This window comes from Micromonospora sp. H61, from assembly GCF_018070325.1.
Classification (GTDB): Bacteria; Actinomycetota; Actinomycetes; order Mycobacteriales; family Micromonosporaceae; genus Micromonospora; species Micromonospora salmantinae.
On sequence record NZ_JAGPXY010000046.1, the window covers coordinates 23,098 to 49,739 of the forward strand.

Genomic DNA, 26,642 nt, shown 5'->3' on the forward strand with positions numbered 1-26,642 from the left:
AGCCGACGATCAGCCGCCGAACCAGCCGGGCACGTCGAGTCGGAACCAGTTGGCCGAGGCCATCGTGCCGAGGTCGTCTTCCATCGCGGTGACCCGTTCCGGGCCGAGCGTCTCGGCCCACTGTGCACGCAGCCGGTCGAAGATCTCGGCCGAGCGGCGTAGCCCGTCGGCACCGCGCGGTGTCACCCGCACCAACCGGCGTCGGGCGTCGGAGGGGTCGTCGACCCGCTCCAGGTAGCCGACGGCCACCAACCGGTCGACGGTCTTGCCGGCGGCCTGCTTGGAGATGCCCAGCCGCTGGCCCAGCTCGGTGGCGGTGGTGCCGTCCGCGCCGACGGCCTGGAGCACGAACCCGTGCAGCGGTCGTAGCTCCGGATGCCCCTTTCGGGCCAGCTCGGCGTGCAGGTCGTCGATCAGCGTCCGGAAGCCGGCCAGCAGCAGCAGCGGCAGCGCGAAGCCGGGACGCGCGGGATCAGCGGTTGCCATGTTCGACAACCACGTTTACTATTTCGTCAACCACGTTGACTATCGTAACGTCCGCCGAACCAGGATCAGGAAAGCAGGTCACCATGTCCGTCTTCACCGCCCACACCGCTGAGACCGCACCCACCGCCGCCCGTCGGTCCATCGAGGGAGTACGCGGCAGGTTCGGCTGGCTGCCCACCCCGGTGGCGCTGATGGCCGACTCGCCGCAGTTGCTCACCGGCTTCCTCACCGCCAGCACGGGCTTCGAGCAGACCGACCTCGCCCCGCTGGACCGGGAGGTGGTCATCCTGACGGTCTCCACGAGTCACGAATGCCATTTCTGCGTCGCCCTGCACACCGGCAAGCTCACCGGACTCGGCGCGACCCCCGAGTTGATCACCGCGCTGCGTGCCGGCTCGGTGCTGCCCGACCCGCGCCTGGAGGCGCTGCGCCGATTCACGCTGGCCGTGCTCGACCACCGGGGCGCGGTGCCCGACGACGAGATGGACGACTTCCTGGCCGCCGGCTACCAGCCCCGGCACGCGCTGGACGTGGTCCTCGGCGTCGGCGCGTACACCATGTCCACCTTCGCCAACCGGCTCACCCGGGCACCGCTCGACCCGCCACTGGCCGCCCACGCCTGGACGCCCGCCGCCTGACCGAAGACGCTGGCGGGCCGCGGTTCAGGCCGCCTGAAGGAAGTCGCGCAGCAGGGCGAGCATCTCGTCCGGGCGCTCCTCGTACAGCCAGTGCCCGCAGTCCTCGATCACCTCGCCGCGGACCGCGTCGGCGTACCGGCGGGCCTGCTCGGCGACCTGCCCGCCGAGGCTGGCCGCCGCCCCGACGGCCAGCACCGGCATGGTCAGCTTCGTGCCCCGGTACGCCGCGTTGTCGGCGATGTCCTGCTCGAACGCCCGGAAGTAGGCGAAGCTGGCCCGCAGGTGCGCCGGGTCGCGCAGGTGGCTGGCGAACTCCTCGATGTCGGGCGCGGCGATGCTGCCCTTGCGCACCATCAGCGCGTCGGTGAACTTGTCCACCCAGAGCGACTCCCGCCCGTCGACCAACGCCTCCGGAAGCCCGTTGCCGAGGGAGAAGTAGCCGAAGTTCCACACCCCGGGCCCGGCCGAGGTGAGCGCGGGGAACGTGTAGATGCTCTCGTCGGGGATCGGCGCCTCGCTGAGCACCAGCCGAGTCACCCGCTGCGGATGTGCGGCGGCGTACGCGTACGCCACCATGGTCCCCAGGTCGTGCCCGACCAGCCGAAGGTCGCCGGCCAGGCCGAGCTGGTCGAGCAGTCCGTGCAGGTCGGCGGCGACAGTCTTCTTGTCGTACCCGCCGTCCGGGGCGTCGCTGCCCCCGAAGCCGCGCAGGTCGGGCGCGACCACGTCGAAGGAGCGCCCCAACTCGGGCAGCAGGTGCCGCCACATGTACCAACACTGCGGGTACCCGTGCAGCAGCACCAGTGGCGGGCCGGCGCCGCCACGGACGTAGTTCATGGTGATCTGGCCGACCCGAGCCCGTTGCTCGGTGAACCCCGCCGGAACCCGTTCCCCGCCCATCGCCGCCCCCGTCCGCCGCCCCGCCCCGCTGCCGCCTGCCCGGCTACCCGCTCAAGCGCCCGCCATGCCCCGAGGCGCTGACGGCGGGTGATCGCGAGCGTCACAGCACCCGGCTTGGGTCGTGCGGGAGCCGGTGGGAGACTGGGCGGCATGGCGGCTCGTGGCTTCCCGTACACCGATCTCAAGGACTTCATCGCGGCGCTGGAGCGCGCGGGGGAGTTACGCCGGATCGACGTCCCGGTCGATCCGACCCTGGAGATCAGCGAGGTGGTCACCCGCACGGTGCGGGCCGGCGGCCCGGCGCTGCTCTTCGAGCGTCCGACCCGGGGCGAGATGCCGGTGGCGATCAACCTGTTCGGCACCGAGAAGCGGATGGCGATGGCCCTCGGCGTCGACTCGCTGGACGAGGTCGGTGCCCGGATCGGCGCGATGATCAAGCCGGAGCTGCCGGTCGGCTGGTCGGGCATCCGGGAGGGCCTCGGCAAGGTCATGCAGCTCAAGTCGGTGCCGCCGCGCAAGGTGAAGACCGCTCCCTGCCAGGAGGTCGTCTACCGGGGTGAGGACGTCGACCTCAACCGGCTGCCGGGGTTGCAGGTCTGGCCCGACGACGGCGGGATCTTCCACAACTACGGGCTGACCCACACCAAGCACCCGGAGACCGGCAAGCGCAACCTCGGCCTGTACCGACTCCAGCAGCACGGCCGCAACACCCTGGGCATGCACTGGCAGATCCACAAGGACTCGACGGCGCACCACGCGGTCGCCGAGCGGCTCGGGCAGCGCCTGCCGGTCGCGATCGCGATCGGCTGCGACCCGGTCGTCTCGTACGCGGCCAGCGCGCCGCTGCCCAGTGACATCGACGAGTACCTGTTCGCCGGGTTCCTGCGCGGCGAGCGGGTGGAGATGGTCGACTGCCTCACCGTGCCGTTGCAGGTGCCGGCGCACGCGCAGATCGTGCTGGAGGGCTACCTGGAGCCGGGTGAGCGGCTGCCCGAGGGGCCGTTCGGCGACCACACCGGCTTCTACACGCCGGTCGAGCCGTTCCCCGTGCTGCACATCGAGGCGATGACCATGCAGCGCAAGCCGGTCTACCACTCGATCGTCACCTCGAAGCCGCCGCAGGAGGACCACGGCCTCGGCAAGGCCACCGAGCGGATCTTCCAGCCGCTGCTCAAGCTGATGATCCCGGACATCGTCGACTACGACCTGCCGGCCGCCGGCGTCTTCCACAACTGCGCGATCGTCTCGATCCGCAAGCGCTACCCGAAGCACGCGCAGAAGGTGATGAACGCGATCTGGGGCGCGCACCTGATGTCGCTGACCAAGCTGATCGTGATCGTCGACGAGGACTGCGACGTGCACGACTACAACGAGGTCGCCTTCCGGGCCTTCGGCAACGTCGACTACGCCCGCGACCTGCTGCTCACCCAGGGTCCGGTGGACCACCTCGACCACTCGTCGTACCAGCAGTTCTGGGGCGGTAAGGCCGGCGTCGACGCGACCCGCAAGCTGCCCACCGAGGGCTACACCCGCGGTTGGCCGGAGGAAATGAGCATGAGCCCGGAAGTCACGGCCCTGGTCGACAAGCGGTGGAAGGAGTACGGAATCTGATGGCCGTCATCGACGCACCGACGGCGAGGCCGGGCCGGACCAGGTCCTTCCTGAAGCTCGTCGCCGTCGAGCACTCCGTCTTCGCGCTGCCGTTCGCGTTCCTCTCCGCGCTGGCCGCGATGCAGGGTGCCGGCGGGCGGGTACGGTGGCTCGACCTGCTGCTGATCACCGTGGCGATGGTCGGGGCGCGGACGTTCGCGATGGCCGCCAACCGGATCCTCGACCGCAAGATCGACGCGCGGAATCCGCGTACCGCCGGTCGGGAACTGGTCACCGGAGCGGTGAGCGTGCGGACGGCCTGGACCGGCGCGGCCGTCGCACTTGTGGTCTTCCTCGTCGCCGCCGCCCTGCTCAACCCGCTCTGCCTGGTGCTCGCGCCGCTCGCCGTGGTGCCGCTGGTCGTCTACCCCTACGCCAAGCGGTTCACCAACTGGCCGCACGCCATCCTCGGCATCGCCCAGGCGGTCGGCCCGGTCGGCGCCTGGCTGGCGGTCACCGGCACCCTGGACGGCTCCGGGCCGGCCTGGCTGCTCGGCGCGGCAGTGGGGCTGTGGATCGGCGGCTTCGACCTGATCTACGCCTGCCAGGACTCCGAGGTCGACCGGGAGATCGGCGTGCACAGCGTGCCCGCCCGGTACGGTCGGCGCTTCGCGCTGCACGCCTCCTCTGTCGCGCACGTGGTGACCTTCGCCCTGTTCGTCTGGTTCGGTGCGCTGATCGGTCTCGGCTGGCTCTGGTGGATCGGGCTGGCGCTGACCGCTGTGGCGTTCGCCTACCAGCACCTGGTGGTCACCCCGACCGACCTCAGCAAGGTCAACCGGGCGTTCTTCACCGCCAACGGGTTCGTCGGCATCGCGCTGTTCCTCTTCGCCCTGCTCGACCTGGTGGTCCGGCTCGGCCTACGGCTCTGAGGGCGGGTGGTCCGGCTCGGCCTACGGCCCTGGGGCCGGCGGGCTGGTGCTGACCGGGTAGCGGGCGCTCTCGAAGGTCCAGTCGATGGTCCCGCGCACGGCGTTCGCGATCCCGTCGAGATGGTCGGCGACCGCCTCGTCCAAGGCTGGGCCGAACGACGGCACCGCGGCTCGCAACGCGACGAAGCGCCGCATCGCCTCCCGCCAGTGCTCGGCAGCCCGTTCGGCCGCCTCCGTCTCCGGCACGCCCAGTTCGGCCCCGATGGCGAGGACCAGGTTGTGCCCGCCGGCGGTCACCCGGTCGCGTTCCAGCGAGGCCAGGTCGTTGTACCAGGAGAGCAGGTCGTTGCCGGTGCGGGCGATCTGACGCACCAGCGGGTGGTGGTAGACCGGGTCGGGCAGTGGCCGGCCGCTGACGAACTCCACGAGCGGGTACGACACCTCCGCCGCCGAGGTCGACCGACGTAGCTCGACGTACTCGGCCACGCTCGGACGGCGGCCGGCCTCCTTGGTGACGGCCTCCTGCCAGGTGCCGTCGAGGTGTCGGGCCACCGCGTCGGCGAAACGCTGCCGCCACCGCGCCGGCATCCGGCGGCGCGGCTCCCGCCAGGCCAGCACCAGCAGTCGCCGCAGCGGGCCGGTCAGCCCGGCCTGCCGCAGTCGGGTGCCGTCGTGCAGCAGCGCCAGGGTGCCGTTGCGCAGCGCCCGGATCTGCTCCGGCGTCAACCGACTTGGCCCGTCGCAGGCGTCGTCGACCAGGAAGAACCAGGTGAACAGCGCGGCCAGCACCCGCAGGTCGGCCTCGGTCGCCGCCGGGTAGAGCCGCGCGGCGTACCTGGCGAAGGCGCCCCGGGACAGCCGGCGCAGCGCGGCATCGTCCAGTGGAAGGCCAAGCTCGGGCAGCAGACCGAGCAGCCAGTCCTGCACACGATCGGTGTGTGGTGGTGGAAGCCGGGGCGGAATCGGACATTCGGCACGCAGCGCCCGGAGGATCTCGCCGGTCGTCACCGATGCCTCCTCTTCGAGATGGTTCCGGTGCGAATCGCCAGCGGCAGCATGTCAGGTCGATGGGATGCGCAGGTACCCCGTCCGACATGTCGGACCAGACCCACCCCGGGGGTGCCCACCAGCGGACCAGCCGGACCAGGCAGGCTGGGGGCATGCGGATACCATGGGTGGTCGGGGTCTCCGGTGCCTCCGGCACGCCGTACGCGGCGGCCGTCATCGGCGGGCTGCTCGACGCGGGCGAGCCGGTGGACCTGATCGTGTCCCGGGCGGCACGACTCACAGTGCTCGACGAGACCGGCCGACCCTTCCGTGACGGGCACTGGGCCGAGGACCTCGCCGCCTGGCTGGATCGGGACCTGACCACGGCGGATGTGCGGCACTGGCCGGCCGGCGACCTGGCCGCCGGGCCGAGCAGCGGCTCCTACCGGGTACGCGGGATGGCGGTGGTCCCGGCCAGCACGGCCGCCTGCGCGGGCATCGCGATCGGGCTCTCCAAGGACCTGTTGCAGCGCGCCGCAGAGGTCAACCTCAAGGAACGCCGTCCCGTGGTGCTGGTCCCCCGGGAGACACCGGTGACCCGCAGCCATCTGGAGCACCTCATCGCCCTGCACGACGCTGGCGCGGTGGTGCTGCCGGCCAGCCCCGGCTTCTACGGTGCCGGGGCTGCGGCCAGCGCGCAGCAGCTGGTCGACTTCGTGGCCGGCAAGGTGCTGGACGCGCTCGGCGTCCCGCACACCCTGTTCCGGCGGTGGTCCGGCCAGCTCGGCGCAGCCCGAGGCTGAGCCGGCGCAGCCGGAAGCGAAGCCGTCCCGCTCGCGCTGGCATCGTTGCCGCTGCTCAGCACGAGCGGTGCCGCCGCCCGGCGGTTGGTCGAAGCGGGACGCGGACCGGACTGGTGTCCGGTCCGCGTGGCGTTGTCCGCACCAGTTCAGTACATGCCGGCGTTGGCCGGACCCGGCCCCGTGGATGCCGCCGGCCCCACATTGCGTGGCTTACCGACCTCATCCACCTCGTCCAGCATGCCCTCCCCCTCAAGCAGGGCTCGCACCTCGGATTCCCGAAACCGGCGATGCCCGCCTGGAGTCCGGATGCTTCCTATCCGGCCGGCCGCCGCCCATCTCGTCACAGTTTTCGGGTCTACCCGAAACAGCGCGGCGACCTCACCCGGTGTCAGCAGGCGATCTCCAGTGTCCACAGCCCCCTCCTCGCGTCGACGAAGCCCCCGGCTGAACACACTGCCCCCGGCTGGTGCGTAGCCCAGAGCCGTCATGAGGGACGTATGGCAATTACAGCACCAGGGACATGGCCTGTCCGCCCAAACGCGAAAAATGCACTGAGTGGGGAGTTAGTAATGTTACTGGTGCTACCTCTGCCCTGACCGGCGGTTTATGAACAGTGACTCACCGCTCAGTCCAACGGGTGCCGAAGGCCGCACGTTACGTGTCAGCGGTTAAGGTCACTCTCTGTGGATGCCATCGACCTGAGCCTCGTCGACCTGCTGCGCGGCAACGCCCGACTCTCGTACGCCGAGCTGGCCCGACAGGTGGGCCTCTCGGCCCCGGCCGTGCACGAGCGGGTCGGCAAGCTGGAGAGCAGCGGCGTGGTCCGGGGCTACCGCGCGGACGTGGCCCCGGAGTCGATCGGGCTGGGTGTCACCGCGTTGATCGGCATCGTGGAGGACTCCGGCGCCGACAGCGACGACATGCTCGAGTCGCTGCGGGTGCTGCCCGAGATCGAGTCCTGCTACTTCATGGCCGGCGTGGAGTCGTTCCTGCTCAAGGCGCGGGTCGGCACGATCGCCGAGCTGGAGCAGTTGATCGTGCGGTTGAACCGGACGCCGGGGGTGGCCTCCACCCGTACCGCCATCGCGCTCTCCACCAAGTGGGAGAACCGCCCCCAGCCGGTCGGCCCGCCCGCGGCCTGACCGCCGCTTACCCCTGGTGTCGCCCGGGCGGCCGGCGGTAGCGTGCGCCGATGACCCCGCCGGCGCGTCCCGTGGCCGTGGTGACCGGCGCTGCCGGCGGCCTGGGCCGCGCCATCGCCACCGCGCTGCACACCGACGGTTGGTCGGTGCTGCTCACCGACCTCGACCCGGTGGCGGTGCGGAGCGCCGCTGCGCCGCTCGGCGGCTGGTCGGCCGCCCTGGACGTCCGGGACGAGGACGCCTGCGCCGCCGTCGCCGCGAACGCGGCAGGTCGGGGCGACCTCGCCCTCTGGGTCAACAACGCCGGAATCCTGGTCACCGGGGCGTCGTGGGAGCACGACGCCGCGACCCGCCGTCGGGTGCTCGACGTGAACACCCACGGTGCCATGAACGGCACCCTGGCCGCGCTGACAGTGATGCGCGGGCAGGGCCACGGCCACGTGCTCAACGTCGTCTCGTTGGCCGGGCTGGTCGCCGCGCCCGGCGAGACGGTGTACGCGGCCAGCAAGCACGCCCTGCTGGCGTTCAGCCTCGGCACCCTGTCCGACCTGCGGATGGCCGGGTACCGGCGGGTGCACGTCTCCTGCCTCTGCCCGGACGGCATCTGGACACCGATGCTGCACGACCGGCTGGACGACCCGGGGGCGGTGGCCTCGTTCACCGGATCGATGCTGACCGCGCAGCAGGTGGCGGCCCGGGCGGTCCGGCTGGCCCGCCGGCCACGTCCGGTGGTCAGCCTGCCCCGCTGGCGGGGAGCCCAGGTACGCCTGTTGGACGCACTGCCAAGGCTGGCTGTCGCACTCACCCCGCTCGTCCGGGCCGCCGGCCGCGCCGGTCAGCGCCGCCAACGCCGCAGGTCAACGCCACCGGACCCGCGCTGACCACCGCTGGCCCGCTTGCTAGGTTTCCGAGCGTGACTCATCTCGACCGGTGCGACGAATCCAGCCGAACCTGGGTGACCGAGGCGATCGCCGCTGTCGAGGCAGACGCGAACCGGTCCGCCGACACCCACCTGCTGCCGTTCCCGCTGCCCCGGGAATGGGGGATCGACCTCTACCTCAAGGACGAGTCGTCACACCCCACCGGCTCGCTGAAGCACCGGCTGGCCCGCTCGCTGTTCCTCTACGGGCTCTGCAACGGCTGGATCGGGCCGCGCACCACGATCGTCGAGGCGTCGTCGGGTTCCACTGCGGTCTCCGAGGCGTACTTCGCCCGGATGCTGGGCCTGCCGTTCATCGCGGTGATGCCCGCCTCCACCTCGCCCGAGAAGATTACGCAGATCGAGTTCCAGGGCGGTCGGTGCCACCTGGTGGACGACCCGGCGAGCGTGGTGGTCGAGGCCCGGTGGCTCGCCGAGGACTCCGGTGGGCACTTCATGGACCAGTTCACCTACGCCGAGCGGGCGACCGACTGGCGGGGCAACAACAACATCGCTGAGTCGATCTACGCGCAGTTGGAGCTGGAGCGGCACCCGATTCCCGCCTGGGTAGTGGTGGGCGCCGGCACCGGGGGCACCAGCGCGACCATCGGCCGCTACGCCCGGTACCGCAGGCTCGCCACCAAGCTCTGCGTCGTCGACCCGGAGAACTCGGCGTTCTACCCGGCCTGGCTGGCCGCCGACTGGTCGGTACGCACCGGGAAGGGGTCCCGCATCGAGGGGATCGGCCGGCCCACGGTGGAGGCGTCGTTCCTGCCCTCGGTGGTGGACCGGATGGTCCAGGTGCCGGACGCGGCGTCACTGGCCGCCATGCGCGCCGGATCGGCGCTGCTCGGCCGCCGGGTGGGCGGGTCCACCGGAACCAACCTGTGGGGCGCGTTCGGCCTGATCGCCGGGATGCTCGCCGAGCGTCGGACCGGCTCGGTGGTCACCCTGATCTGCGACCCGGGCGACCGGTACGCGGACACGTACTACGCCGACGACTGGGTGGCCGCCCAGGGCCTCGACCTGACCCCGCACCTGGCCACCATCGACCGCTTCCTGGCCAGCGGGGCCTGGCCCGCCTGAGGCGGCCAGCGGGACCTGCCTGGGGCCGTCAGCGGGGCCTGGTCCTCTGAGGCCGATCGGCCGGGCCTGGCCCGCCGGCCCGGTGATCAGCGCGGGTCGATCCGTTCGGCCAGCCCGGGGTAGCGCACCACGTAGCCGCTGTCGTCCAGGTCGATGTCGGCAGTGAAGGTGCCGCTGGCGAAGCGCACCCGACCCGGCCCGAGCCCGGTGTAGATCTGCTCGGCCGGCACCACCTCCAGGCCGGGCAGCAGCACCCAGGCGACGGTGATCCGGTGCGCCACGTCGGCCGGCTCGGCCGCCATCCGAAGCCGGTGGACCGGCAGGGTGTTGAACAGCGGCGAACCGCTCAGGTCGACGTCGAGCGCGTCGGCCAGCCGGTCCGGGTCGTCCGTACCCGGCAGACCGGCCCGGCGGTGACCGGCCGCGACCAGGGCCGCGTCCAGGTCGCCCTGCTCGGCGGTGGTCACCCGCCAGCGGCCGGCGGCCCGCTCCAGGGTCACCCGGCGCAGCCAGCCGAGACCCTCTGCCTCGACCTCGACCCGGGTGGTGGCCCAGTCCGGCGTGGTGGTCAGCTGGTAGCGGGCGGTCCACGGGATCGGGTCCACGGCGAGCAGAGTGCCCCGGGCCGCCAACCCGTGGCCGTCGTCGAGCAGGACCTGCTCGCTGCCGGCGGTGTCAGTCCGGGACCAGAAGATTGACTTCGGCATGGTCGGCATGAGCCGGACGTTACGCGACCTGCTCGGTATCGGCAGGGCATGCGCGAACGCCGCCGCGAAGCCTGGGCTTCACGACGGCGTTCGGTGGATCAATCAGTGGGTACGCGCTGCCGGTCGCCCGCCGAAACCGCGCCGATCGTCACGTGGGCGGTCCTCGCGGGGCCGGTCGTCGCGGGGCCGGTCGTCCCGGACCCGGCTCTCCGGGCGGAACCCACCCCGAGCGTCCCGGTCGCCGAAGCGCCGCTCACCCTGCGGGCGGTCGCCGAAGCGGCGCTCGCCGGTGGGCCGGTCGCCCCGACCGTCGCGGTCACCGAACTGCGGCCGGTCGCCGAACCGCCGCTCGCCCTGCGGCCGGTCGCCGTGTCCCCGGGTGTCCCGATCGGCGTAACGCCGCTCGCCCTGCGGCCGGTCGCCGTAGCTCCGGTCGCCCTGCGGCCGGTCGCCCTGCGGCCGGTCGCCGAAGCGCCGCTCACCCTGCGGGCGGTCGCTGTAGCTCCGGTCGCCCTGCGGGCGGTCGCCGAAGCGGCGCTCGCCGGTGGGCCGGTCGCCGTAGCGCCGCTCACCCTGCGGGCGGTCGCTGTAGCTCCGGTCGCCCTGCGGCCGGTCACCGTAGCCCCGCTCGCCCTGCGGCCGGTCGCTGTAGCTCCGGTCGCCCTGCGGGCGGTCGCCGAAGCGGCGCTCGCCGGTGGGCCGGTCGCCGAAGCGCCGGTCGCCCTGCGGCCGGTCGCCGTAGCGGCGCTCGCCTCCCGTGCGGTCACCGAACCGACGCGGGCCGCCGGAGCGGTCGTCGAACCGGCGCGACCCGCCGGAGCGGTCGCCGTAGCCCCGGGGCTCCGCCTCGACGCGGACCGGGACGCCACTGGGCTCGCGGGCGCCGACCAGCTCGGCCAACGCCGCGTCCCCGACCCGGACCCGGGTCTCGGCCGGCGCGACGCCGGCCTTCTCCATCATCGCCAGGGTGGTGCGGCGCTGCTTGGGCAGCACCAGCGTGGCGACAGCGCCCGACTCGCCGGCCCGGGCGGTACGCCCCGCGCGGTGCAGGTAGTCCTTGGGGTCCTTCGGCGGGTCGACGTGCAGCACCAGGGTGACCCCGTCGACGTGGATGCCTCGCGCCGCCACGTCCGTGGCGACCAGCACGTTCATCCGGCCCTCACGGAACTCGGCGAGCGTCTTGGTGCGCATCCGCTGGGTCTTGCCGCCGTGCAACCCACCGGCGCGTACGCCGACGGCCGCGAGCTGCTCGACCAGCCGGTCCACCCCGAGCTGGGTACGGGCGAAGACCATTGTCCGACCGTCCCGGGCGGCGATCGAGGCCGCCACCGGGAACTTCTCGTGCGGCGGGATCAACAGCATGTGGTGGTCCATGGTGGACACCGAGGCGGTGGACGGCGCCGTGGAGTGGGTGACCGGGTCGGTCATGAACCGCCTGACCAACGCGTCGACGTCACCGTCCAGGGTGGCCGAGAACAGCAGCCGCTGACCGTTCGCTGGCGTCTTCGCCAGCAGATCGGTCACCTCGGGCAGGAAGCCCATGTCGGCCATCTGGTCGGCCTCGTCGAGCACCGTGACCTCGACGTCGTCGAGCTGGCAGATGCCCCGCTCGATGAGGTCGCCGAGCCGGCCCGGGGTGGCCACGATGATCTCCACGCCGCGGCGTAGCGCGTCGATCTGACGGTCGTACGGAACGCCGCCGACGGCGGTCTTGAGGAAGATGCCGACGGACTTGCCCAGCGGCACCAGGGCGTCGTTGACCTGCATGGCCAGCTCGCGGGTGGGCACCAGGACCAGGGCGCGCGGACGCATCGGCCGGGCCCGGTTGCGGTTGGACAGCCGGGCGATCATCGGCAGCCCGAAGGCGAGCGTCTTGCCCGAACCGGTCTGCCCGCGGCCCAGCACGTCGCGGCCGGCGAGCGCGTCCGGAACGGTGGCCCGCTGGATCTCGAACGGGCTGGTGATGCCCTGCTGCGCCAGCGCGCGGACCAGCGGCTCGGGCAGGCCGAGAGCGGCGAAGCTCATCGGCTCGGCGGTCTCGGTCGGCTCGGCCTGCGCGGTCGCCACCGGCGCGGTGCCGGCCTCGCTCGGGGGGACGTCGAGCTGCTCCCGGGCGGCGTCGGCCGCCGGGACTGAGTTGAAAACGGACGTAACGGTGCTGGGGTCAGCAGAGGTGGTCAACAAAAACCTTTCGAGCGGGGCGCATCTTCGCGATGGCCTGCCGCGGCTTTACCGCCGGATCGCCCGCAAGATCGCCCAGGGGCGCACACCACGCGCGCCGGGTCAGTGATCTCAGCCAGTGTACGGCGGTCTGGCGAAGCCGCCAGCCGGTTGACCGACCGTAGTGGGCGGACTCACCATCGCTGGCGCTCGCTGGCTCACCCCTTGAGCACGCTGCCCACCAGACCGTCCAGGGCGTCGCCGGCCAGCAGGACGACCATGACACTGATCGCCACCAGCAGCCCCAGAGCGGCGGCCAGGACGATCATCACCCGGGCGTTACTGGACCGCTCGGCCGGCGTGTCGGACCAACCCTGGGCCAGGATGTGCCCGGTCAGCGAGCCGGAGGTCTCCACCGCGTTGGCGGGTATCGCGACAGTGGTGAAGCCGGCGCCCTCGCCGTTGCCGTAGACGGTGCCGGCCAAATCGGTGCGACTGTCGTGCCGTCCACCACGGGCGCCGGCAGCGTCCCGTCCGGCGGAACCACCCGGTGGGCCGCTCGCCGGCGCTGTCATGCGGGAGTTTCCGGTGTTCCCGGTCGACGAAGAGGCCCCGGCGGCGGACGGTGGCCAGCTCGGCAGCGCTGGCGCGGGCACCACCGGTGGCGCGGAGGGAGCTGACCCGGCCCATCCGGCACCGGACGTCGGGCGGGTCGCCCCACCGGGGGACGGCCACCCGGCCGGCGGTGCGGAGACCGAAGCGCTGGCTCGTACGCCGGGCGTGTCGGTCATCGCGGGCGGCGGCGGAAACGGCGGTGCCGGCATCGGGCCGGGCGGCGCCGGTGGTGCCGGCACCGGCGGACCGGGTGGCGGCAGCGGCGGGCTCGGGACGGGCGGCGTCGGCGGGCCGGGGATGGGCGGCACCGGCGAGGGCGGCGGGGTCGGCGGGCCCGGAACGGGCGGAACCGGACCGGGCGGCGGCGTGGGTCGAGGACCCGGCGTCGGCACCGGGTCGGGCGGGTACGGACCCGGGGCCGGCGCGGGCTCCGGTTCCGGTGGCGACGGCTGGGTCGGCCCGGGGCCGGGTGGCGTGGGGTCCGGTTCCGGCTCCGGAGTCGACGGCGTCGGAGGCTGGGCCGGCTCGGCGCCCACCGGCGTGGCTCGATAGACGGCGGGCGCGCTCTCGCGACGGTCCGGGGTGCCCAGGGCGCTGGCAGTGCCCCGGCTGCTGCTCGGAACCGTGGCGCTGGCCCGGGCCGACGCGGAGGAGTCGCTTCGCTGGCCCGGCAACGACACGTCGGCCGGGCTGGCCGAGCCGGTCGCACGGTAGGTGGTCGCGGTGACCGGAGCGCTGGCCGGCAGGTCACTGCGGGAAGCCCCGGCGGTCCCGACGCTGGCACGTGCGCGGACCGGTGCGGCGGCCGGGCTCTGTCGCTCGTCGCCCGCCGATGCGTCGTCATCGGCGTCGGTCGAGGCGTCCGCGCCGACCACTGCCGTGCCGCTGCCGACCGTGCCGCTGACAGCCGGGGCGGCGTCGCTGTCAGCGGAGCCGGCGGCCGTCGAGCCGGTGTCGCTGCCTGTCGAGCTGGTGGCAGCCGGGCTGGCGTCGCTGGCGGCCACCGGGTCGGCGGTGTCCGGCCCTGGTGGACCGGCCTGGTCGACCACGGGGTCGACAGTCTCCGCCGGATCTCTCTGCTCGGCCATTTCCGCCCTCCGCGCCATGCTCGCACCCGGACCCGTGACGTCGGGTCGGATGTGCCTGGTTGTCACGGTGCCACAGATCTTCCCGAGCGGACAGCCGGAGCCGGTCGTGGCGGATCAGCCCGTGGCGCTGGGGCTGCCCGTCGCGCTGCCACTGGCCGTCGCGCTCGTGCTGGCCTTCGGCGTGGTCGTCGGAGACGCGCTGGCCGTCGCGCTCGTGCTGGCCTTCGGCGTCGTCGTCGGAGTGGTGGTCGGGGTGTTCGACGGCTTCGGCGTGGTGCTGCCGGTCGGGGTGGGCGTCGGGGTGGTCGTCAGCGTGGGCGTCGGCGTCGGCTTGGTGGGCTTCGTGGGCTTCGTGGGCGTCGGCTTGGTGGTCTTCGTGGGCGACGGCGTCGGCTTCGGGGTCGAGACGGGCGGGGTCGGGTTGGTCACGACCGGTGCCGGCACCGCGCCGATCACCCGGGTGGCGGCGTACAACCGGGACCAGCGGACGACCGAGATCTTGACGACGTCGCCAGTGGTGGGCGCCTGCACCATCTTGCCGTTGCCGATGTACATGCCGACGTGGTGGATCGTCGTCCAGCTGCTGCCCGAGGCGAAGAAGAGCAGATCGCCGGGGAGTAGCGCGCTCTGCGGGACGGTACGGCCCCGGGTGGCGGCGTACTGGTCGCGGGAGACCCGGGGCAGGTCGAAGTAGTCGGCGCCGGGGGACCGGTACGCCGCCCACATCAGGCCGGAGCAGTCGAACTGGTTCGGCCCCTCCTCGGACCACTTGTACGGGTCGCCGAGCTGGGCGAGCGCGTACCGGACCGCGGCCAGTGCCCGGGGGTGCGCGGCCATGCCGCTGATGCTCTGGTTGGAGACGTAGCCGGCGCCGATCTGCTGCTCGGCGGCTTCCTGCTGACGTTCGATCTCGATCAGCGCGGCGGCGTTGTCCCGGCGCAGCTTGAGCAGGCTCGCCTCGGCGGTGCGGAGCGCCGTCTCACCGGCGGTGAACTCCGCCTCGGCGGCGACGAGCAGATCCTTGGCCTGGCTGTGCTTCTGGTACGCGGCCTGCTCGCCGGCGCGGGCCCGGGACAGCTCCCCGGCCACGCCTGTGGTGCCGCCGTCGACCTTCTCGCCACGGGTGATCGCCTGGAGGCGGCTGAGCCCGCGGATGTCCTGGGCGAAGTCGCCCGGCGGCAGCGCGGCGGCGGCCTTGACGGCCTCGGCGGCGGCGGTGTCGGCCGTCTGCTGGGCCCGGAGCAGGGCATCCTGTGCGGTTGCCAGGGCCTTGCCGGCCGCGTCGAGCTGCGCCTGGGCGTCGACGCGTTTCTGCCGACTCACCAGCAACGCCTCGCCGAGCGCGCCGACCTGGACCTCACCGGCGGAGATCGCGGTGGCCAGCGGACCGTTGCCGATGTTGACCACCGGAGGGGCGGGCACGCCGGCGACCGGCGCGCCGCCGGGCAGCTGAATCGAGCCGGTGACCGCCGGGCGCGAACCGGTGTCCGGCACTGTGGTCGGCACGCCGGGCTCCGCGTACGCGGGGGTGGCCAGCACGGCCGCGGCGATCGCGCCGAGCAGGGCGGCCCAGAGCTTCGGACGTAGGACCGGCGAGATCACCGGGCTCCGTCGTCGCTGCCGTCGCCCGCGCCCGCTGTAGACCATGCCGCTCCCCGTCCAACCGCTCGTCGCCGCGCTCGGTGGGCGCGACCGCCGGGACGGTACCAGTGTGTGTGTTCCGCCCCACCTTGTTACTACCGCACCGCGCCACTCATGTCGATGCGTTGTCGGGTTACGGGAGGCTGAGAGTCTGGTGAAGTGGGTCGCTGCCGGTGACCGTGCCGCCGGGCCCGTCGGCGCCGCGACGTACGCTCGATCCGGACCGCAGGTGGAAGGGACGTGCCATGGACGCCGGACTCAAGCGTGAGCTCGAAGCGAAGGTGTACGCCGGTGAGCGGCTGACCCGGGAGGACGGGGTCGCCCTCTACGAGAGCGACGACCTGACCTGGCTGGGGCGGCTGGCGCACCACAAGCGCACCGAGCTGAACGGCGACCGGGTGATGTTCAACGTCAACCGGCACCTCAACCTGACGAACGTCTGTTCGGCGTCGTGCGCGTACTGCTCGTTCCAGCGCAAGCCGGGCGAGAAGGACGCGTACACGATGCGCATCGACGAGGCGGTCCGCAAGGCCAAGGAGATGGAGGACGAGCAGCTCACCGAGTTGCACATCGTCAACGGCCTGCACCCCACGCTGCCCTGGCGTTACTACCCGAAGGTGCTGCGCGAGCTGAAGGCGGCGCTGCCGAACGTCAAGCTCAAGTGCTTCACGGCGACCGAGGTGCAGTGGTTCGAGAAGATCAGCGGCCTGAGCGCCGACGAGATCCTCGACGAGCTGATGGACGCCGGCCTGGAGTCGCTGACCGGTGGCGGCGCGGAGATCTTCGACTGGGAGGTCCGGCAGCACATCGTCGACCACGCCTGCCACTGGGAAGACTGGTCACGCATCCACGCCCTGGCGCACAGCAAGGGCATGAAGACCCCGGCGACGATGCTGTACGGCCACATCGAGGAGCCCCGGCACCGCGTCGACCACGTGCTGCGGCTGCGCGAGCTGCAGGACGAGACCGGCGGCTTCGCGGTCTTCATCCCGCTGCGCTACCAGCACGACTTCGTCGACTCGGCGGACGGCAAGATCCGTAACCGGATCCAGGCGCGCACCACGATGGCCTCGCCGGCCGAGTCGCTGAAGACGTTCGCCGTCTCCCGGCTGCTCTTCGACAACGTGCCGCACCTGAAGAACTTCTGGGTGATGCACGGGCTGTCGGTGGCGCAGCTCTCGCTGAACTTCGGCGTGGACGACCTGGACGGCTCCGTCGTCGAATACAAGATCACCCACGACGCCGACTCGTACGGCACCCCGAACACCATGCACCGGGACGACCTGCTGCACCTGATCTGGGACGCCGGCTTCCAGCCCGTCGAGCGGGACACCCGCTACAACGTGGTCCGGGAGTACGACAAGGCCCCGTCGCTGGCGCAGCGGCGCGCCGAGCCGCAGCAGGTCTGGGCCTGAGCCACCACGTACCCTCGCAGTCGATGACCGAGCAACGAGGACCTGAGCAGCAGAGCGGCTTTCCCCGCCGGGACGCCGAGGGCCGCATCCGTACCCTGGGCGATCTGCTCGGGGTGTGCCTGGCCGGCCTGGTCATCGGCGTGCTCGCGCTGGTGCTGTTCGACTGGGCGTTCGCCTCGATCGGCGCCGGCGACTTCGGGCACACGAACGGTTGGCTGGCGGTGATCCTGCCGGCCTGGCTGTTCTGGGACGACTTCCGGGCCTGGGAGTTCGGCGCGGCCCGGGTGGTGGCCGCCGTGGTCGCCGCCGCCGTCGGGGTGTTCGCCGGGCTGCTGATCGCCGGTCTGGGCGCGGGGTTGCCGCCGCTGCTCTCCGGCGCGTTGGCGGCCGGGGCGTTCACAGTGGCGTACGCGGCCCTCTGGTTCCCGGGCGTCCGCTGGCTGGCCCGCCGGACCGGCTGACCACGACCGCCCGTCGGGCGGTTCGACCCTTCCGCCGGCAGCGGCGGGCGACGGAGAGAACGGAGTGGTGCAGGTGAGCGCCGCGCTGAAGTACACGCTGGGCCGGATCGGGCTGTTCGTCGCCGTGCTCGCGGGCCTCTGGCTGATCGACATGAACGTGTTCCTGAAGCTGATGCTGGCGCTGGTGTTCTCCGCCGCGCTCTCCTTCTTCCTGCTGCGCGGGTGGCGGGACGAGATGGCCGGGGAGATCGCCGAAGCGGCCGAGCGCCGCCGCACTGAGAAGGAACGCCTCCGCTCCGCCCTAGCCGGCGAAGACGACCAGCCCCCCACCGACCAGCCCTCCCGTTGACCAAGAGGTTTGCGTCACGGAATCGGCTTCCGGTGACGCAAACCTCTTGATCACCCGCGTTCGGCGGGGCCGGGCGGGGTGGGGCCGGGCCGGGTGGTCTACCAGTTGGTGGAGCCGGGGACCTTGGGCCAGGGCTTCGCGGTGGGCTTGATCAGGTACGCGATGCCGCCGGAGCCGCCGGAGACGCCGCCGCTGGCGTTGGTGCGCTTGGTGCGCAGCCAGATCTGCTCGAACTGCGCACGCTTGTAGACGTTGCGCACCACGTCGTTGCTGGACGAGGCCGGGTCGTTGACGATCACGTCGCCGTCGGCGGTGAAGCCGACCACCACGAAGAGGTGCCCGGAGGTGCCGTAGTTCGCCCCGTCCAGCTCACTGGCGAGGAAGGACTGGCTGGTCACGACGGGGATGCCGGCGGCGATGAAACGCTCCAGCTCGTCCAGCGAGTGCAGCCGGGTCACCCGGCCCTCCAGCCCGGGGAAGCTGGCCGCGTACGCGGTGTTGAACGGCCAGTTGCCCGCGCCGTCGTAGGCGTAGTCGTAGGTCATCCGGGCGGCGTGGTTGACCGTCGGGTCGGGGTAGGTCGGGTCCACCCAGGAGGTGTCGGCCGCCGACGGTTTGCGTCCCCAGTACTCGACCACCATCTCCGTCGAGGTGGGTGAGCACCACGCCTCGCCGCCGCCGTCGTACTCGGGGTAGTGCCCGGAGTGCACGTTCTGCGAGTAGCGCGGCACCGGCAGTTCCCGACCCCAGGCGATGTGCCCGGCGCTCGGCGGCACCGTGAACCGGTCCGGCACCGTGGAGCTCATCGCGCCCAACATCCGGACCACCGGGGCGGCGCTCTGCCCTGGTGTGCGGTAGAGGGTCAGCTTGAGCTGGTACGAACGCAGCAGCACCCCGGCGGCGGCGTCGTCGATGCTGAAGGTGTCGGTCCAGATCGTCGACCAGGGGTCGCCCTGCCGGTTGACGCTGGTCCGCAAGATGTCGGTGTCGCCGGACGCCCAGCGACCCAGGACGTACCACGGGGTCTGGTCGCCGCTGGTGTAGCTGCCCTGCATCTCTACCTGGATCCAGGTGCCGGCGGGGGTCTCCGCGTTCCAGGAGGCGATCAGCTCGGTGGCGTCGAACCCGACCCGGGTCACCGGCGAGGTCCAGGTGCCGTACTCCCAGGTGCGGGTGGCGCCGGTGTGCGGGTCCGCGTACTCGATGGTGCCGGCCGGACGGGCCAGGGTGACGCCCGCTCGGGCGCCGGGCACGACGCGGGTGCCGTCCCGGCTGCCCCGGTGCCAGTCGGCGGGCCCGGACCAGTCCTGGTAGGTGATCTGCTCGTCGTGGGCGGGGGCGGGCGGGTGGACCGCCAGCGCGGGCGCGGCGCTGGTGAGCAGGGTGAGCGTGGTGACGCCGGCGAGGGCGGCCGCGCGCAGGCGGGATCTGGCCATTGGTGCTCCGCGGTGTCGAGGGGGCATCGTCGCTGGTGAGTTTTCCGCTTGGAGGGAAGTTTCGCCAGATGTTGACTGATCGAAAATCATTGCCGCCACGATGATCCACCTGGGATGGCCAACGCAGCGATCAATATTGATATGACCATGTGACAGGTGGTGAAGTGTCCTTCACCGAGCGGGATCTTCCGCCCATCGAGGAGGTAGTCCATGGCCCTCCGCACGCCCACCCCCCTCCGCCGTGTCCTGGTGCTCGCTGTCATCACCGGGCTGGGCATCGTCACCGTCGCCGCCGGCCCGGTCGCCGCCCGACCGGCACCGGACCGCACCGCTGAGCAGGCCGCCGCCGGCTACCGGGTGCTCGGGCCCCGGACCCTCGCCGACCGCAACGCGGTGGCCCGCACCGGAGCCGCCATCGACTACTCCGAACACGGCGTGCTGCACATCTCGGCCACCGCGGGCGAGGCCGCCGCGATCGGCAAGCTCGGCTTCCGGCTGGAACCGCTCGCCCCGCCACCCAACGCCGAGCGCGGTGCCGGCGACTTCGGCGCGCTGGCCTTTCCGCCGGCCGACTCGAACTACCACGACTACGCGGAACTGACCGCCGTCGTGAACCAGGTCGTCGCCGACCACCCGGCGATCGCCCGCAAGATCAGCATCGGTTCGTCGTACGAGGGCCGCGACCTGATGGCCGTGAAGATCTCCGACAACGTCGGCACCGACGAGAACGAGCCGGAGATCCTGTTCAACTCCCAGCAGCACGCCCGTGAGCACCTGACCGTCGAGATGGCGATCTACCTGCTCAACCTCTTCACCGACGGCTACGGCAGCGACGCCCGGATCACCAACATCGTCAACGGCCGGGAGCTCTGGATCGTCCCGACGGTCAACCCGGACGGCAGCGAGTACGACATCGCCACCGGGTCGTACCGGTCCTGGCGCAAGAACCGGCAGCCCAACAGCGGCTCGTCAAACGTCGGCACCGACCTGAACCGCAACTGGTCCTACAACTGGGGATGCTGCGGCGGCTCGTCCGGCAGCACCTCGTCGGAGACCTACCGGGGGCCGTCGGCGTTCTCCGCGCCCGAGACGCAGGCGCTGCGCACCTTCGTCAACGGCCGGGTGGTCGGCGGTGTCCAGCAGATCAAGGCCAACATCGACTTCCACACGTACTCGCAGTTGGTGCTCTGGCCCTACGGCTACACCACAGCGAACACCGCGACCGGGATGAACGCGGACCAGTACAACACCTTCGCCACCATCGGTCAGCAGATGGCGGCCACCAACGGCTACACGCCGGAACAGTCCAGCGACCTCTACATCACCGACGGGGACAGCATCGACTGGATGTGGGCCACCCACAACATCTGGGCGTACACGTTCGAGATGTACCCGGGTTCGTCCGGTGGTGGCGGCTTCTACCCGCCCGACGAGGTGATCCCGGCGCAGACCTCGCGCAACCGGGAGGCGGTGCTGATCCTCAGCGAGTACGCCGACTGCCCGTACCGGGCCATCGGCAAGCAGTCGCAGTACTGCGGCGGCGGTGGCGGCACCACTGTCTGGTCGGACACCTTCGAGACCGCCACCGGCTGGACCATCAACCCGGCCGGCACCGACACCGCCACCCTCGGCGCGTTCGAGCGGGGCGCCGCCCAGGCGACCACGTCCTCCGGGGCCAAGCAGCTCACCCCGTACGCCGGGTCCAACGACCTGGTCACCGGCCGGCTCGCCGGCGCGGCGGCCGGCGACTACGACGTGGACGGCGGCGTGACCAGCGCCCGGTCCCCGGCGGTGAGCCTGCCGTCGTCCGGCACGCTGACCCTGTCGCTCGCCTGGTACCTGGCGCACGGCTCGAACGCCTCGTCAGCGGACTACCTGCGGGTGAGCGTGGTGCACAACGGCGGCACCACGGCGCTGCTCACCCAGGCCGGCGCGGCCAGCAACCGCAACGGGAGTTGGGCGGTAGCCAACCTCAACCTCACCCCGTACGCCGGCCAGTCGGTCCGCGTGCTCGTCGAGGCGGCGGACGCGTCCGGAGCCAGCCTGGTGGAGGCGGCTGTGGACAACGTCACCATCACGTCCTCCTGATCGGGTGGGGCCCCGTCCCGCCCCGGCGGGCCCCACCACCCGCTCCGAAACCCCAGGATCTCGGACATAAGCCTCCCCGCCTCGCCTGGTGCGGGTGTCCGAGGTATCGACGACTGCCGACCGGCCCTTGATCGATCCGGCACGTCCTGGCGGTGCGCTACCGTCATAGCGACCAGTCCGCAGCGAAGCCGGTGCGAAACCCGGCGCTGTCCCGCAACTGTGATGCCCCACCGGTAGGTGGGGACGAGCCAGGTCGCCTACGGATCGGTCGCGAAACGCGCTCTCGAGGAAGGGCGCCTCGTGGGCGGGCGTACGAAAGTCCCTGTCGGCGAAGCACCACACTCCTCGACCGACAGGAGGCCCCCATGTTCAGACGTACCCCTCGGCTCTTCGCGGCGACCCTCGCGGTCACCGCACTCGCCCTCGGCGCCTGCGCCGAGAAGGCCGACGACCAGCCGAAAGCCGGCACCGCTGCCGCCGCCTACCCGGTCACCGTCGGCGCGCTCACCCTCGACAAGCGCCCCGAGAAGATCGTCGTGCTGTCGCCCACCGCCACCGAGATGCTCTTCGCGATCGGTGCCGGCCCGCAGGTGACCGCCGTCGACGACCAGTCGAACTACCCGGCCGACGTGCCCAAGACCGACCTCTCCGCCTTCCAGCCGAACGCCGAGGCGATCGCCGGTAAGAACCCCGACCTGGTGGTGCTCTCCGACGACCGCAACAAGATCGTCGAACAGCTCGGCAAGCTGAAGATTCCGGTGTACCAGACCCCGGCGGCGGTCACGCTCGACGACTCGTACCGGCAGATCACCGAGCTGGGCACGCTGACCGGGCACGCCGACCAGGCCACCGACGTCGCCACCCGGATGAAGGACGACATCGCCAAGCTGGTCAAGGACCTGCCGCAGCGCGCCGAGAAGCTCACCTACTTCCACGAACTGGGCCCGGAGCTGTACAGCGCCACCAGCAAGACCTTCATCGGCTCGCTCTACAGCCAGGCCGGTCTGACCAACATCGCCGACCCGGCCGACGCGGACGGTAAGAACTTCGGCTACCCGCAGCTGTCCCAGGAGTTCATCGTCAAGGCCGACCCGGACTTCGTCTTCCTGGCCGATGCCAAGTGCTGCCAGCAGAGCGCCGACACGGTCAAGGCGCGCAGTGGCTGGGCCGGCCTCACCGCGGTGAAGAACAACCAGGTCGTCGCCCTCGACGATGACATCGCCTCCCGCTGGGGCCCACGGGTCGTGGACCTGCTCCGGGTCATCATCGGCGCGGTCGCCAAGGTGCCCGCGTGACCGTCGTCCGTCGGTGACCGGGCCGCGACAGGTGTCCGATCCGGCACCAACCGGTCGGCCGGCCGAGCCGCCGCCGTCGTCCCCGCGGGCCGAGCCACGTTCCGCGGCCCGGCCCGCCGGGCTGCCGTCCTCCGGGGCCCGGCGGGCTGGGCTGCCGTCCGGGGCCAGGCCCGCCGGGCTGCGCATGCGGTGGCTGGTCGCCGGGTTGGTCGCGGTGCTCGTCGCGCTCGTCGTCGGGGTGTCCCTCGGCCCGGTGAGCCTGCCCCCGGGCAGCGTCGCCGCCGAGCTGCTCAACCTGTTTCCCGGGGTGCACCTCGACAGCGGGCTGACCGAGCGTGAGATCGCGATCGTCACCGAGCTGCGCCTGCCCCGGGTGGTGCTGGGCCTGCTCGTCGGCGGTCTGCTCGCCCTCGCCGGTGGTTGCTACCAGGGCGTGTTCCGCAACCCGCTGGCCGACCCGTACCTGCTCGGTGTGGCCGCCGGCGCCGGCCTCGCGGTCACCGCGGCGATCGCTCTCGGCGGCGCCGGCCGGCAGGGCACGCTCTCCGGGTTGCCGATGACCATTCCGCTGGCCGCGTTCGCCGGTTCGCTGCTCGCCGTCACCATGACCTACGTGCTCGGCGCGGCCGGTGGGCGACGCGGGTCACCGGCCATGCTGATCCTGGCCGGGGTGGCGGTTTCCGCGTTCCTCTCCGCCGGGCAGACGTACCTCCTGCAACGACACGCCGACAGCATCCAGCCGGTCTACTCCTGGTTGCTCGGTCGGCTGGCCACCGCCGGATGGCACGACGTGCTGCTGGTGCTGCCGTACGCCGCGCTGACCACAGTCGTGGTGCTGCTGCACCGCCGCGAGCTGGACGTCCTCGCGGTCGGCGACGACGAGGCGAGAAGTCTGGGCCTGCACCCGCAGCGCACCCGATACCTGTTGATCGCCGCCGCCTCGCTGGGCACCGCCGCGGCGGTCTCCGCGACCGGTCTGATCGGCTTCGTCGGCATCATCGTGCCGCACACCGTCCGGCTGCTCGCCGGGTCCAGCTACCGGGTGATCCTGCCGATGTCACTGCTGTTCGGCGGCGCGTTCCTGGCGCTGACCGACGTGGTGGCCCGCACCGTCGCCGCTCCGTCCGAGCTGCCGATCGGAGTGGTGACCGCCCTGCTGGGCGGCCCGTTCTTCGTCCTCGTGCTGCGGACCGCCCGGCGAGTGCTCACGTGAGCCGCGAACCCGCCGCCGGCACGCCGGCCGTCGAGGTGCGTGGGCTGCACGTCGCCCTCGGTGGCACGCCGATCCTGACCGGCGTCGACCTCACCGTCGCCGTCGGCGAGTGGGTCACAGTGATCGGCCCGAACGGCGCCGGCAAATCCACCCTGTTGCGGGCCGTCGGCGGCCTGCTGCCCGCGCCGAAGGCGATCACTCTCTTCGGTACGCCGAGTGCCGCGCTGCGCCGTCGGGACCGCGCCCGGATAGTGGCCACTGTGGCACAGTCCCCGGTGGTGCCGCCCGGCATGTCGGTGCTGGACTACGTGCTGCTCGGCCGCACCCCGTACATTCCGACCCTGGGCCGGGAGTCGACAGCCGACGTCGACGCCGTGCACGAGGTGCTGGGGCGGTTGGACCTCGCCGGCTTCCACCGTCGCGAGCTGGCCACCCTCTCCGGCGGCGAACGGCAGCGGGTGTTCCTCGCCCGCGCGCTCGCCCAGGGCGCGACGCTGCTGCTGCTCGACGAGCCGACCAGCGCGCTCGACATCGGCCACCAGCAGGACGTGCTCGAAGTCGTCGACCAGCTACGCCGCGAGCACGGCCTGACCGTGCTGGCCACGATGCACGACCTCTCGCTGGCCGGTGAGTACGCCGACCGGATGGTGATGCTCGCCGCCGGTCAGGTGGTGGCCGCCGGGACTCCGCCCGAGGTGCTGACCGAGGAACTGCTCGCCACCCACTACCGGGCCAGCGTCCGGGTGGTCCCCGGCGCCCACGGCCCCCTGGTGGTCCCCGTGCGTCCCACCCGCCCCTGAGCATGCAGACGCTGGGTCAGGGGCCCAGGTCGATGACGGAGAAGAGGGCACCCTGGGGGTCGCGGAGGGCGGCGAAGCGGCCCGCCGGGATGTCGCGGGGCGGGACCAGGATCGTTCCGCCCAGCTCGGCGGCGCGGGCCGCGGCGGCGTCCGCGTCGGCCACCGCGAAGTACACCGTCCAGTACGCGGGCAGGTCGGCCGGGAAGTCGTCGGCCAGCGGCGGCATCATCCCGGCGACGATCTGGGTCCCGAGCCGCCACCCGGTGTACGTCATCGCGCCCACCGCCTGGTCGTCGGGCTGCCAGCCGAACACCAGCTCGTAGAAGACCTTCGCGCCCTCGGGGTCGGGGGTGACCAGCTCGTTCCAGCTCATCGCGCCCGGCACGTTGAACACCTCGGCACCGGCCATGGCCAGTGGCTGCCAGACGCTGAACGTGGCGCCGGCCGGATCGGCGAAGACTGCCATCCAGCCCCGGTCGAAGACCTCGAACGGGGGTACGACGACCTGCCCGCCGGCCCGCTCGACCCGGCCGGCGACCAGTTCTGCGTCGTCGGTGGCGAGGTACGTCGACCAGATCGGAATCTGGTCCGGTATCGCGGGCGGGCCGGCGCCGGCCACCGGCTTACCGTCGAGCAGGAAGACCGTGTAACCGCCCGCCTCGGGCTCCGGGGTGACCTGGCCGGTCCACCCGAACAGCTCCGGGTAGAAGCGCCGCGCGTCGGTCAGGTCCGGGGTGGCCAGGTCGGCCCAGCAGGGCGTACCCGGCGGGACGGTGCTCACGTCAAGACCCCTCTCGGCCCGGGCGGCCACGGCGGCCCCCTGCCGGAATCCTGGCACCGTCCCGCCGCGGCCCGGGGCGGAAACGGACGAATCGTCAGCTGAACCGGCGACCCTCGTCCCGCCGGTACGCCCAGCCGGCGAGCGCGGCGAGCAGCACCACCCAGACACCGAGCATGATCAGTGCCAGCGGCTCCACGTCGTAGTCGGCCACCGACGCCCACATCAGTTCGGCAGCGCCCCGGGTGGGCAGGTACGGCGCGATCGTCTCGATGAAACCGGGCGCGTCGCCCGGCGCGGAGAGCAGGCCGCCGCCGAACGCGAGCGGCAGGAAGAGCACCTGCGCCACCACGATCGCCGCCTTGCTCGGCAGCGAGTAGCCGATGGCGAGCCCCATCAGCGTGAACGGCACCGAGATGACCGCCACGGTGCCGAGAGCCAGCAGGAACGCTGCCGGGGTGACCTGGGCCGCGGTCAGCGTCGCGCCGATCACCACGACCGGGATCAGCGAGAGGTAGGTCAGCGCCAGACCGGCCAGCACCCGGCCGGCGAACCGCGGCGCGGGCCCGGCCGGCAGGGTCCGGGTGTACGGGTTCCAGGGCTGGTCGCGGTCCTCGGCGACACCGACGCCGTACTGGAAGATGTTGGCGCTCATCACCGAGAAGGTGATCATCGACGCGGTGGCGTAGGTGGCACCGACCGCGTCGTCACCGGCGAACGGCACCACGAAGAAGATCATGGCGGCGGCCGGAAAGAACGCGCTGCCGAACACTGCCACCGGGATCCGGATGATCTCCAGGAGTTGGTAGCGGGCGTGGACCAGGGCGAGCTGCACTGTCGCCTCCTCAGACTGTGGTGGGTCGGCCGCCGGCAGCGGCGGTGGTGGGTCGGTCGGTGCCGGCGGGCACGTCTCCGCTGGTCGCTTCTCCGCTGGTGATGGCGAGGAACGCCTCCTCCAGCGAGGTCGGCCGTACCTCCAGGTCGGTGAACGGGGTCTGGGTGGTGACCAGCGCGCGGACCAGCTCGTCGGCGTCGGTGGTGAGCAGGTGCAGCCGACCGTCGACCCGTTCGGTGCGCACCACCCCGGGCAGGTCGGGCAGGCTGTCGGCGATC

Annotated in this window: 25 protein-coding genes and 1 pseudogene; 14 read left to right on the plus strand and 12 right to left on the minus strand. The window is 72.0% G+C overall.

The features are described 5' to 3' along the window. Positions 1 to 9: 9 nt before the first annotated feature. The gene (locus KBX08_RS21670; RefSeq protein WP_210785256.1) at positions 10 to 486 is read right to left on the minus strand and encodes a MarR family winged helix-turn-helix transcriptional regulator; all 477 of its coding nucleotides are present in this window, start codon (positions 484 to 486) and stop codon (positions 10 to 12) included. An 83-nt stretch (positions 487 to 569) separates the two neighbouring features. On the opposite strand from KBX08_RS21670, the gene KBX08_RS21675 reads away from it, so the two are divergent. Then, entirely contained in the window at positions 570 to 1,124 is a 555-nt protein-coding gene (locus KBX08_RS21675; RefSeq protein WP_210785257.1) for a carboxymuconolactone decarboxylase family protein, read from the plus strand. Between the two features lie 24 nt (positions 1,125 to 1,148). Here the strand turns inward: KBX08_RS21675 and KBX08_RS21680 are convergent, their stop codons facing one another. Continuing rightward, entirely contained in the window at positions 1,149 to 2,024 is an 876-nt protein-coding gene (locus KBX08_RS21680) for an alpha/beta fold hydrolase (protein WP_210785258.1), read from the minus strand. Positions 2,025 to 2,174: 150 nt separating this feature from the next. Here KBX08_RS21680 and KBX08_RS21685 point away from each other — a divergent pair, with 150 nt between their 5' ends. Continuing rightward, positions 2,175 to 3,635, plus strand: a complete 1,461-nt coding sequence (locus KBX08_RS21685; protein ID WP_210785259.1) for a menaquinone biosynthesis decarboxylase — start codon at positions 2,175 to 2,177, stop codon at positions 3,633 to 3,635. Further along, positions 3,635 to 4,546: a menaquinone biosynthesis prenyltransferase MqnP gene (gene mqnP, locus KBX08_RS21690; protein ID WP_210785260.1), complete on the plus strand. Its 912-nt coding sequence runs from the start codon at positions 3,635 to 3,637 to the stop codon at positions 4,544 to 4,546. The genes KBX08_RS21685 and mqnP overlap by 1 nt, the downstream gene beginning before the upstream one ends. Positions 4,547 to 4,567: 21 nt before the next feature. Here mqnP and KBX08_RS21695 read toward each other — a convergent pair whose 3' ends face one another. Beyond that, positions 4,568 to 5,554 (minus strand): terpene synthase, encoded by a 987-nt coding sequence (locus tag KBX08_RS21695; RefSeq protein ID WP_210785261.1) that lies wholly within the window; start codon positions 5,552 to 5,554, stop codon positions 4,568 to 4,570. Between the two features lie 152 nt (positions 5,555 to 5,706). Here KBX08_RS21695 and KBX08_RS21700 point away from each other — a divergent pair, with 152 nt between their 5' ends. Beyond that, positions 5,707 to 6,336, plus strand: coding sequence for a UbiX family flavin prenyltransferase (locus tag KBX08_RS21700; protein WP_210785262.1), 630 nt, complete (start codon positions 5,707 to 5,709; stop codon positions 6,334 to 6,336). A gap of 146 nt (positions 6,337 to 6,482) precedes the next feature. Here KBX08_RS21700 and KBX08_RS21705 read toward each other — a convergent pair whose 3' ends face one another. After that, the gene (locus tag KBX08_RS21705; protein ID WP_007454516.1) at positions 6,483 to 6,749 is read right to left on the minus strand and encodes a BldC family transcriptional regulator; all 267 of its coding nucleotides are present in this window, start codon (positions 6,747 to 6,749) and stop codon (positions 6,483 to 6,485) included. A gap of 270 nt (positions 6,750 to 7,019) precedes the next feature. Here KBX08_RS21705 and KBX08_RS21710 point away from each other — a divergent pair, with 270 nt between their 5' ends. From KBX08_RS21710 to KBX08_RS21720, 3 genes are read left to right on the plus strand one after another with little or no spacing between them, the layout of a single operon-like run. Next, entirely contained in the window at positions 7,020 to 7,478 is a 459-nt protein-coding gene (locus KBX08_RS21710; protein WP_091395696.1) for an Lrp/AsnC family transcriptional regulator, read from the plus strand. A gap of 50 nt (positions 7,479 to 7,528) precedes the next feature. Further along, entirely contained in the window at positions 7,529 to 8,359 is an 831-nt protein-coding gene (locus KBX08_RS21715) for an SDR family oxidoreductase (protein ID WP_210785263.1), read from the plus strand. Positions 8,360 to 8,391: 32 nt separating this feature from the next. Further along, a complete protein-coding gene (locus tag KBX08_RS21720) occupies positions 8,392 to 9,483 on the plus strand; it encodes a PLP-dependent cysteine synthase family protein (protein ID WP_210785264.1) in 1,092 nt (363 codons plus the stop codon). 86 nt (positions 9,484 to 9,569) lie between these two features. Here the strand turns inward: KBX08_RS21720 and KBX08_RS21725 are convergent, their stop codons facing one another. From KBX08_RS21725 to KBX08_RS21740, 4 genes are all read right to left on the minus strand, one after another. Further along, entirely contained in the window at positions 9,570 to 10,190 is a 621-nt protein-coding gene (locus KBX08_RS21725) for a putative glycolipid-binding domain-containing protein (protein ID WP_124854297.1), read from the minus strand. Between the two features lie 102 nt (positions 10,191 to 10,292). Then, a complete protein-coding gene (locus KBX08_RS21730; protein ID WP_210785273.1) occupies positions 10,293 to 12,215 on the minus strand; it encodes a DEAD/DEAH box helicase in 1,923 nt (640 codons plus the stop codon). Positions 12,216 to 12,568: 353 nt separating this feature from the next. Continuing rightward, positions 12,569 to 14,053 carry a hypothetical protein gene (locus KBX08_RS33935; RefSeq protein WP_238689277.1) on the minus strand — a complete coding sequence of 495 codons (1,485 nt, stop codon included), beginning with the start codon at positions 14,051 to 14,053 and terminating at the stop codon, positions 12,569 to 12,571. Between the two features lie 114 nt (positions 14,054 to 14,167). Next, positions 14,168 to 15,700: a C40 family peptidase gene (locus KBX08_RS21740; RefSeq protein ID WP_210785265.1), complete on the minus strand. Its 1,533-nt coding sequence runs from the start codon at positions 15,698 to 15,700 to the stop codon at positions 14,168 to 14,170. 239 nt (positions 15,701 to 15,939) lie between these two features. Between KBX08_RS21740 and mqnE the strand changes: the two genes are divergently transcribed. The 3 genes from mqnE (at position 15,940) to KBX08_RS21755 (ending at position 17,919) form a co-directional block, all read left to right on the plus strand. Then, positions 15,940 to 17,109 carry an aminofutalosine synthase MqnE gene (mqnE, locus tag KBX08_RS21745; protein WP_210785266.1) on the plus strand — a complete coding sequence of 390 codons (1,170 nt, stop codon included), beginning with the start codon at positions 15,940 to 15,942 and terminating at the stop codon, positions 17,107 to 17,109. 23 nt (positions 17,110 to 17,132) lie between these two features. Further along, positions 17,133 to 17,570: a hypothetical protein gene (locus KBX08_RS21750; protein ID WP_091395682.1), complete on the plus strand. Its 438-nt coding sequence runs from the start codon at positions 17,133 to 17,135 to the stop codon at positions 17,568 to 17,570. A 73-nt stretch (positions 17,571 to 17,643) separates the two neighbouring features. Then, a complete protein-coding gene (locus KBX08_RS21755; protein ID WP_210785267.1) occupies positions 17,644 to 17,919 on the plus strand; it encodes a DUF4229 domain-containing protein in 276 nt (91 codons plus the stop codon). A gap of 98 nt (positions 17,920 to 18,017) precedes the next feature. Here KBX08_RS21755 and KBX08_RS21760 read toward each other — a convergent pair whose 3' ends face one another. Beyond that, positions 18,018 to 19,355: a C39 family peptidase gene (locus KBX08_RS21760; protein ID WP_210785268.1), complete on the minus strand. Its 1,338-nt coding sequence runs from the start codon at positions 19,353 to 19,355 to the stop codon at positions 18,018 to 18,020. Between the two features lie 210 nt (positions 19,356 to 19,565). Between KBX08_RS21760 and KBX08_RS21765 the strand changes: the two genes are divergently transcribed. The 4 genes from KBX08_RS21765 (at position 19,566) to KBX08_RS21780 (ending at position 24,751) form a co-directional block, all read left to right on the plus strand. Beyond that, positions 19,566 to 21,443, plus strand: coding sequence for a M14 family metallopeptidase (locus KBX08_RS21765; protein WP_210785269.1), 1,878 nt, complete (start codon positions 19,566 to 19,568; stop codon positions 21,441 to 21,443). A gap of 365 nt (positions 21,444 to 21,808) precedes the next feature. Continuing rightward, positions 21,809 to 22,738 carry an ABC transporter substrate-binding protein gene (locus KBX08_RS21770; protein WP_210785270.1) on the plus strand — a complete coding sequence of 310 codons (930 nt, stop codon included), beginning with the start codon at positions 21,809 to 21,811 and terminating at the stop codon, positions 22,736 to 22,738. A 184-nt stretch (positions 22,739 to 22,922) separates the two neighbouring features. Continuing rightward, positions 22,923 to 23,951 carry an iron ABC transporter permease gene (locus tag KBX08_RS21775; RefSeq protein WP_238687154.1) on the plus strand — a complete coding sequence of 343 codons (1,029 nt, stop codon included), beginning with the start codon at positions 22,923 to 22,925 and terminating at the stop codon, positions 23,949 to 23,951. Continuing rightward, positions 23,948 to 24,751, plus strand: coding sequence for an ABC transporter ATP-binding protein (locus KBX08_RS21780; RefSeq protein WP_210785271.1), 804 nt, complete (start codon positions 23,948 to 23,950; stop codon positions 24,749 to 24,751). Before KBX08_RS21775 ends, KBX08_RS21780 begins: the two co-directional genes overlap by 4 nt. A 16-nt stretch (positions 24,752 to 24,767) precedes the next feature. Here KBX08_RS21780 and KBX08_RS21785 read toward each other — a convergent pair whose 3' ends face one another. From KBX08_RS21785 to KBX08_RS21795, 3 genes and pseudogenes are all read right to left on the minus strand, one after another. Next, a complete protein-coding gene (locus KBX08_RS21785; RefSeq protein WP_091395664.1) occupies positions 24,768 to 25,532 on the minus strand; it encodes a VOC family protein in 765 nt (254 codons plus the stop codon). A 94-nt stretch (positions 25,533 to 25,626) separates the two neighbouring features. Then, on the minus strand, positions 25,627 to 26,364 hold the full coding sequence (locus KBX08_RS21790; protein ID WP_210785272.1) for an ABC transporter permease: 738 nt from the start codon (positions 26,362 to 26,364) through the stop codon (positions 25,627 to 25,629). A 10-nt stretch (positions 26,365 to 26,374) separates the two neighbouring features. After that, positions 26,375 to 26,642, minus strand: a pseudogene (locus tag KBX08_RS21795) (ABC transporter ATP-binding protein); the annotation flags it as partial.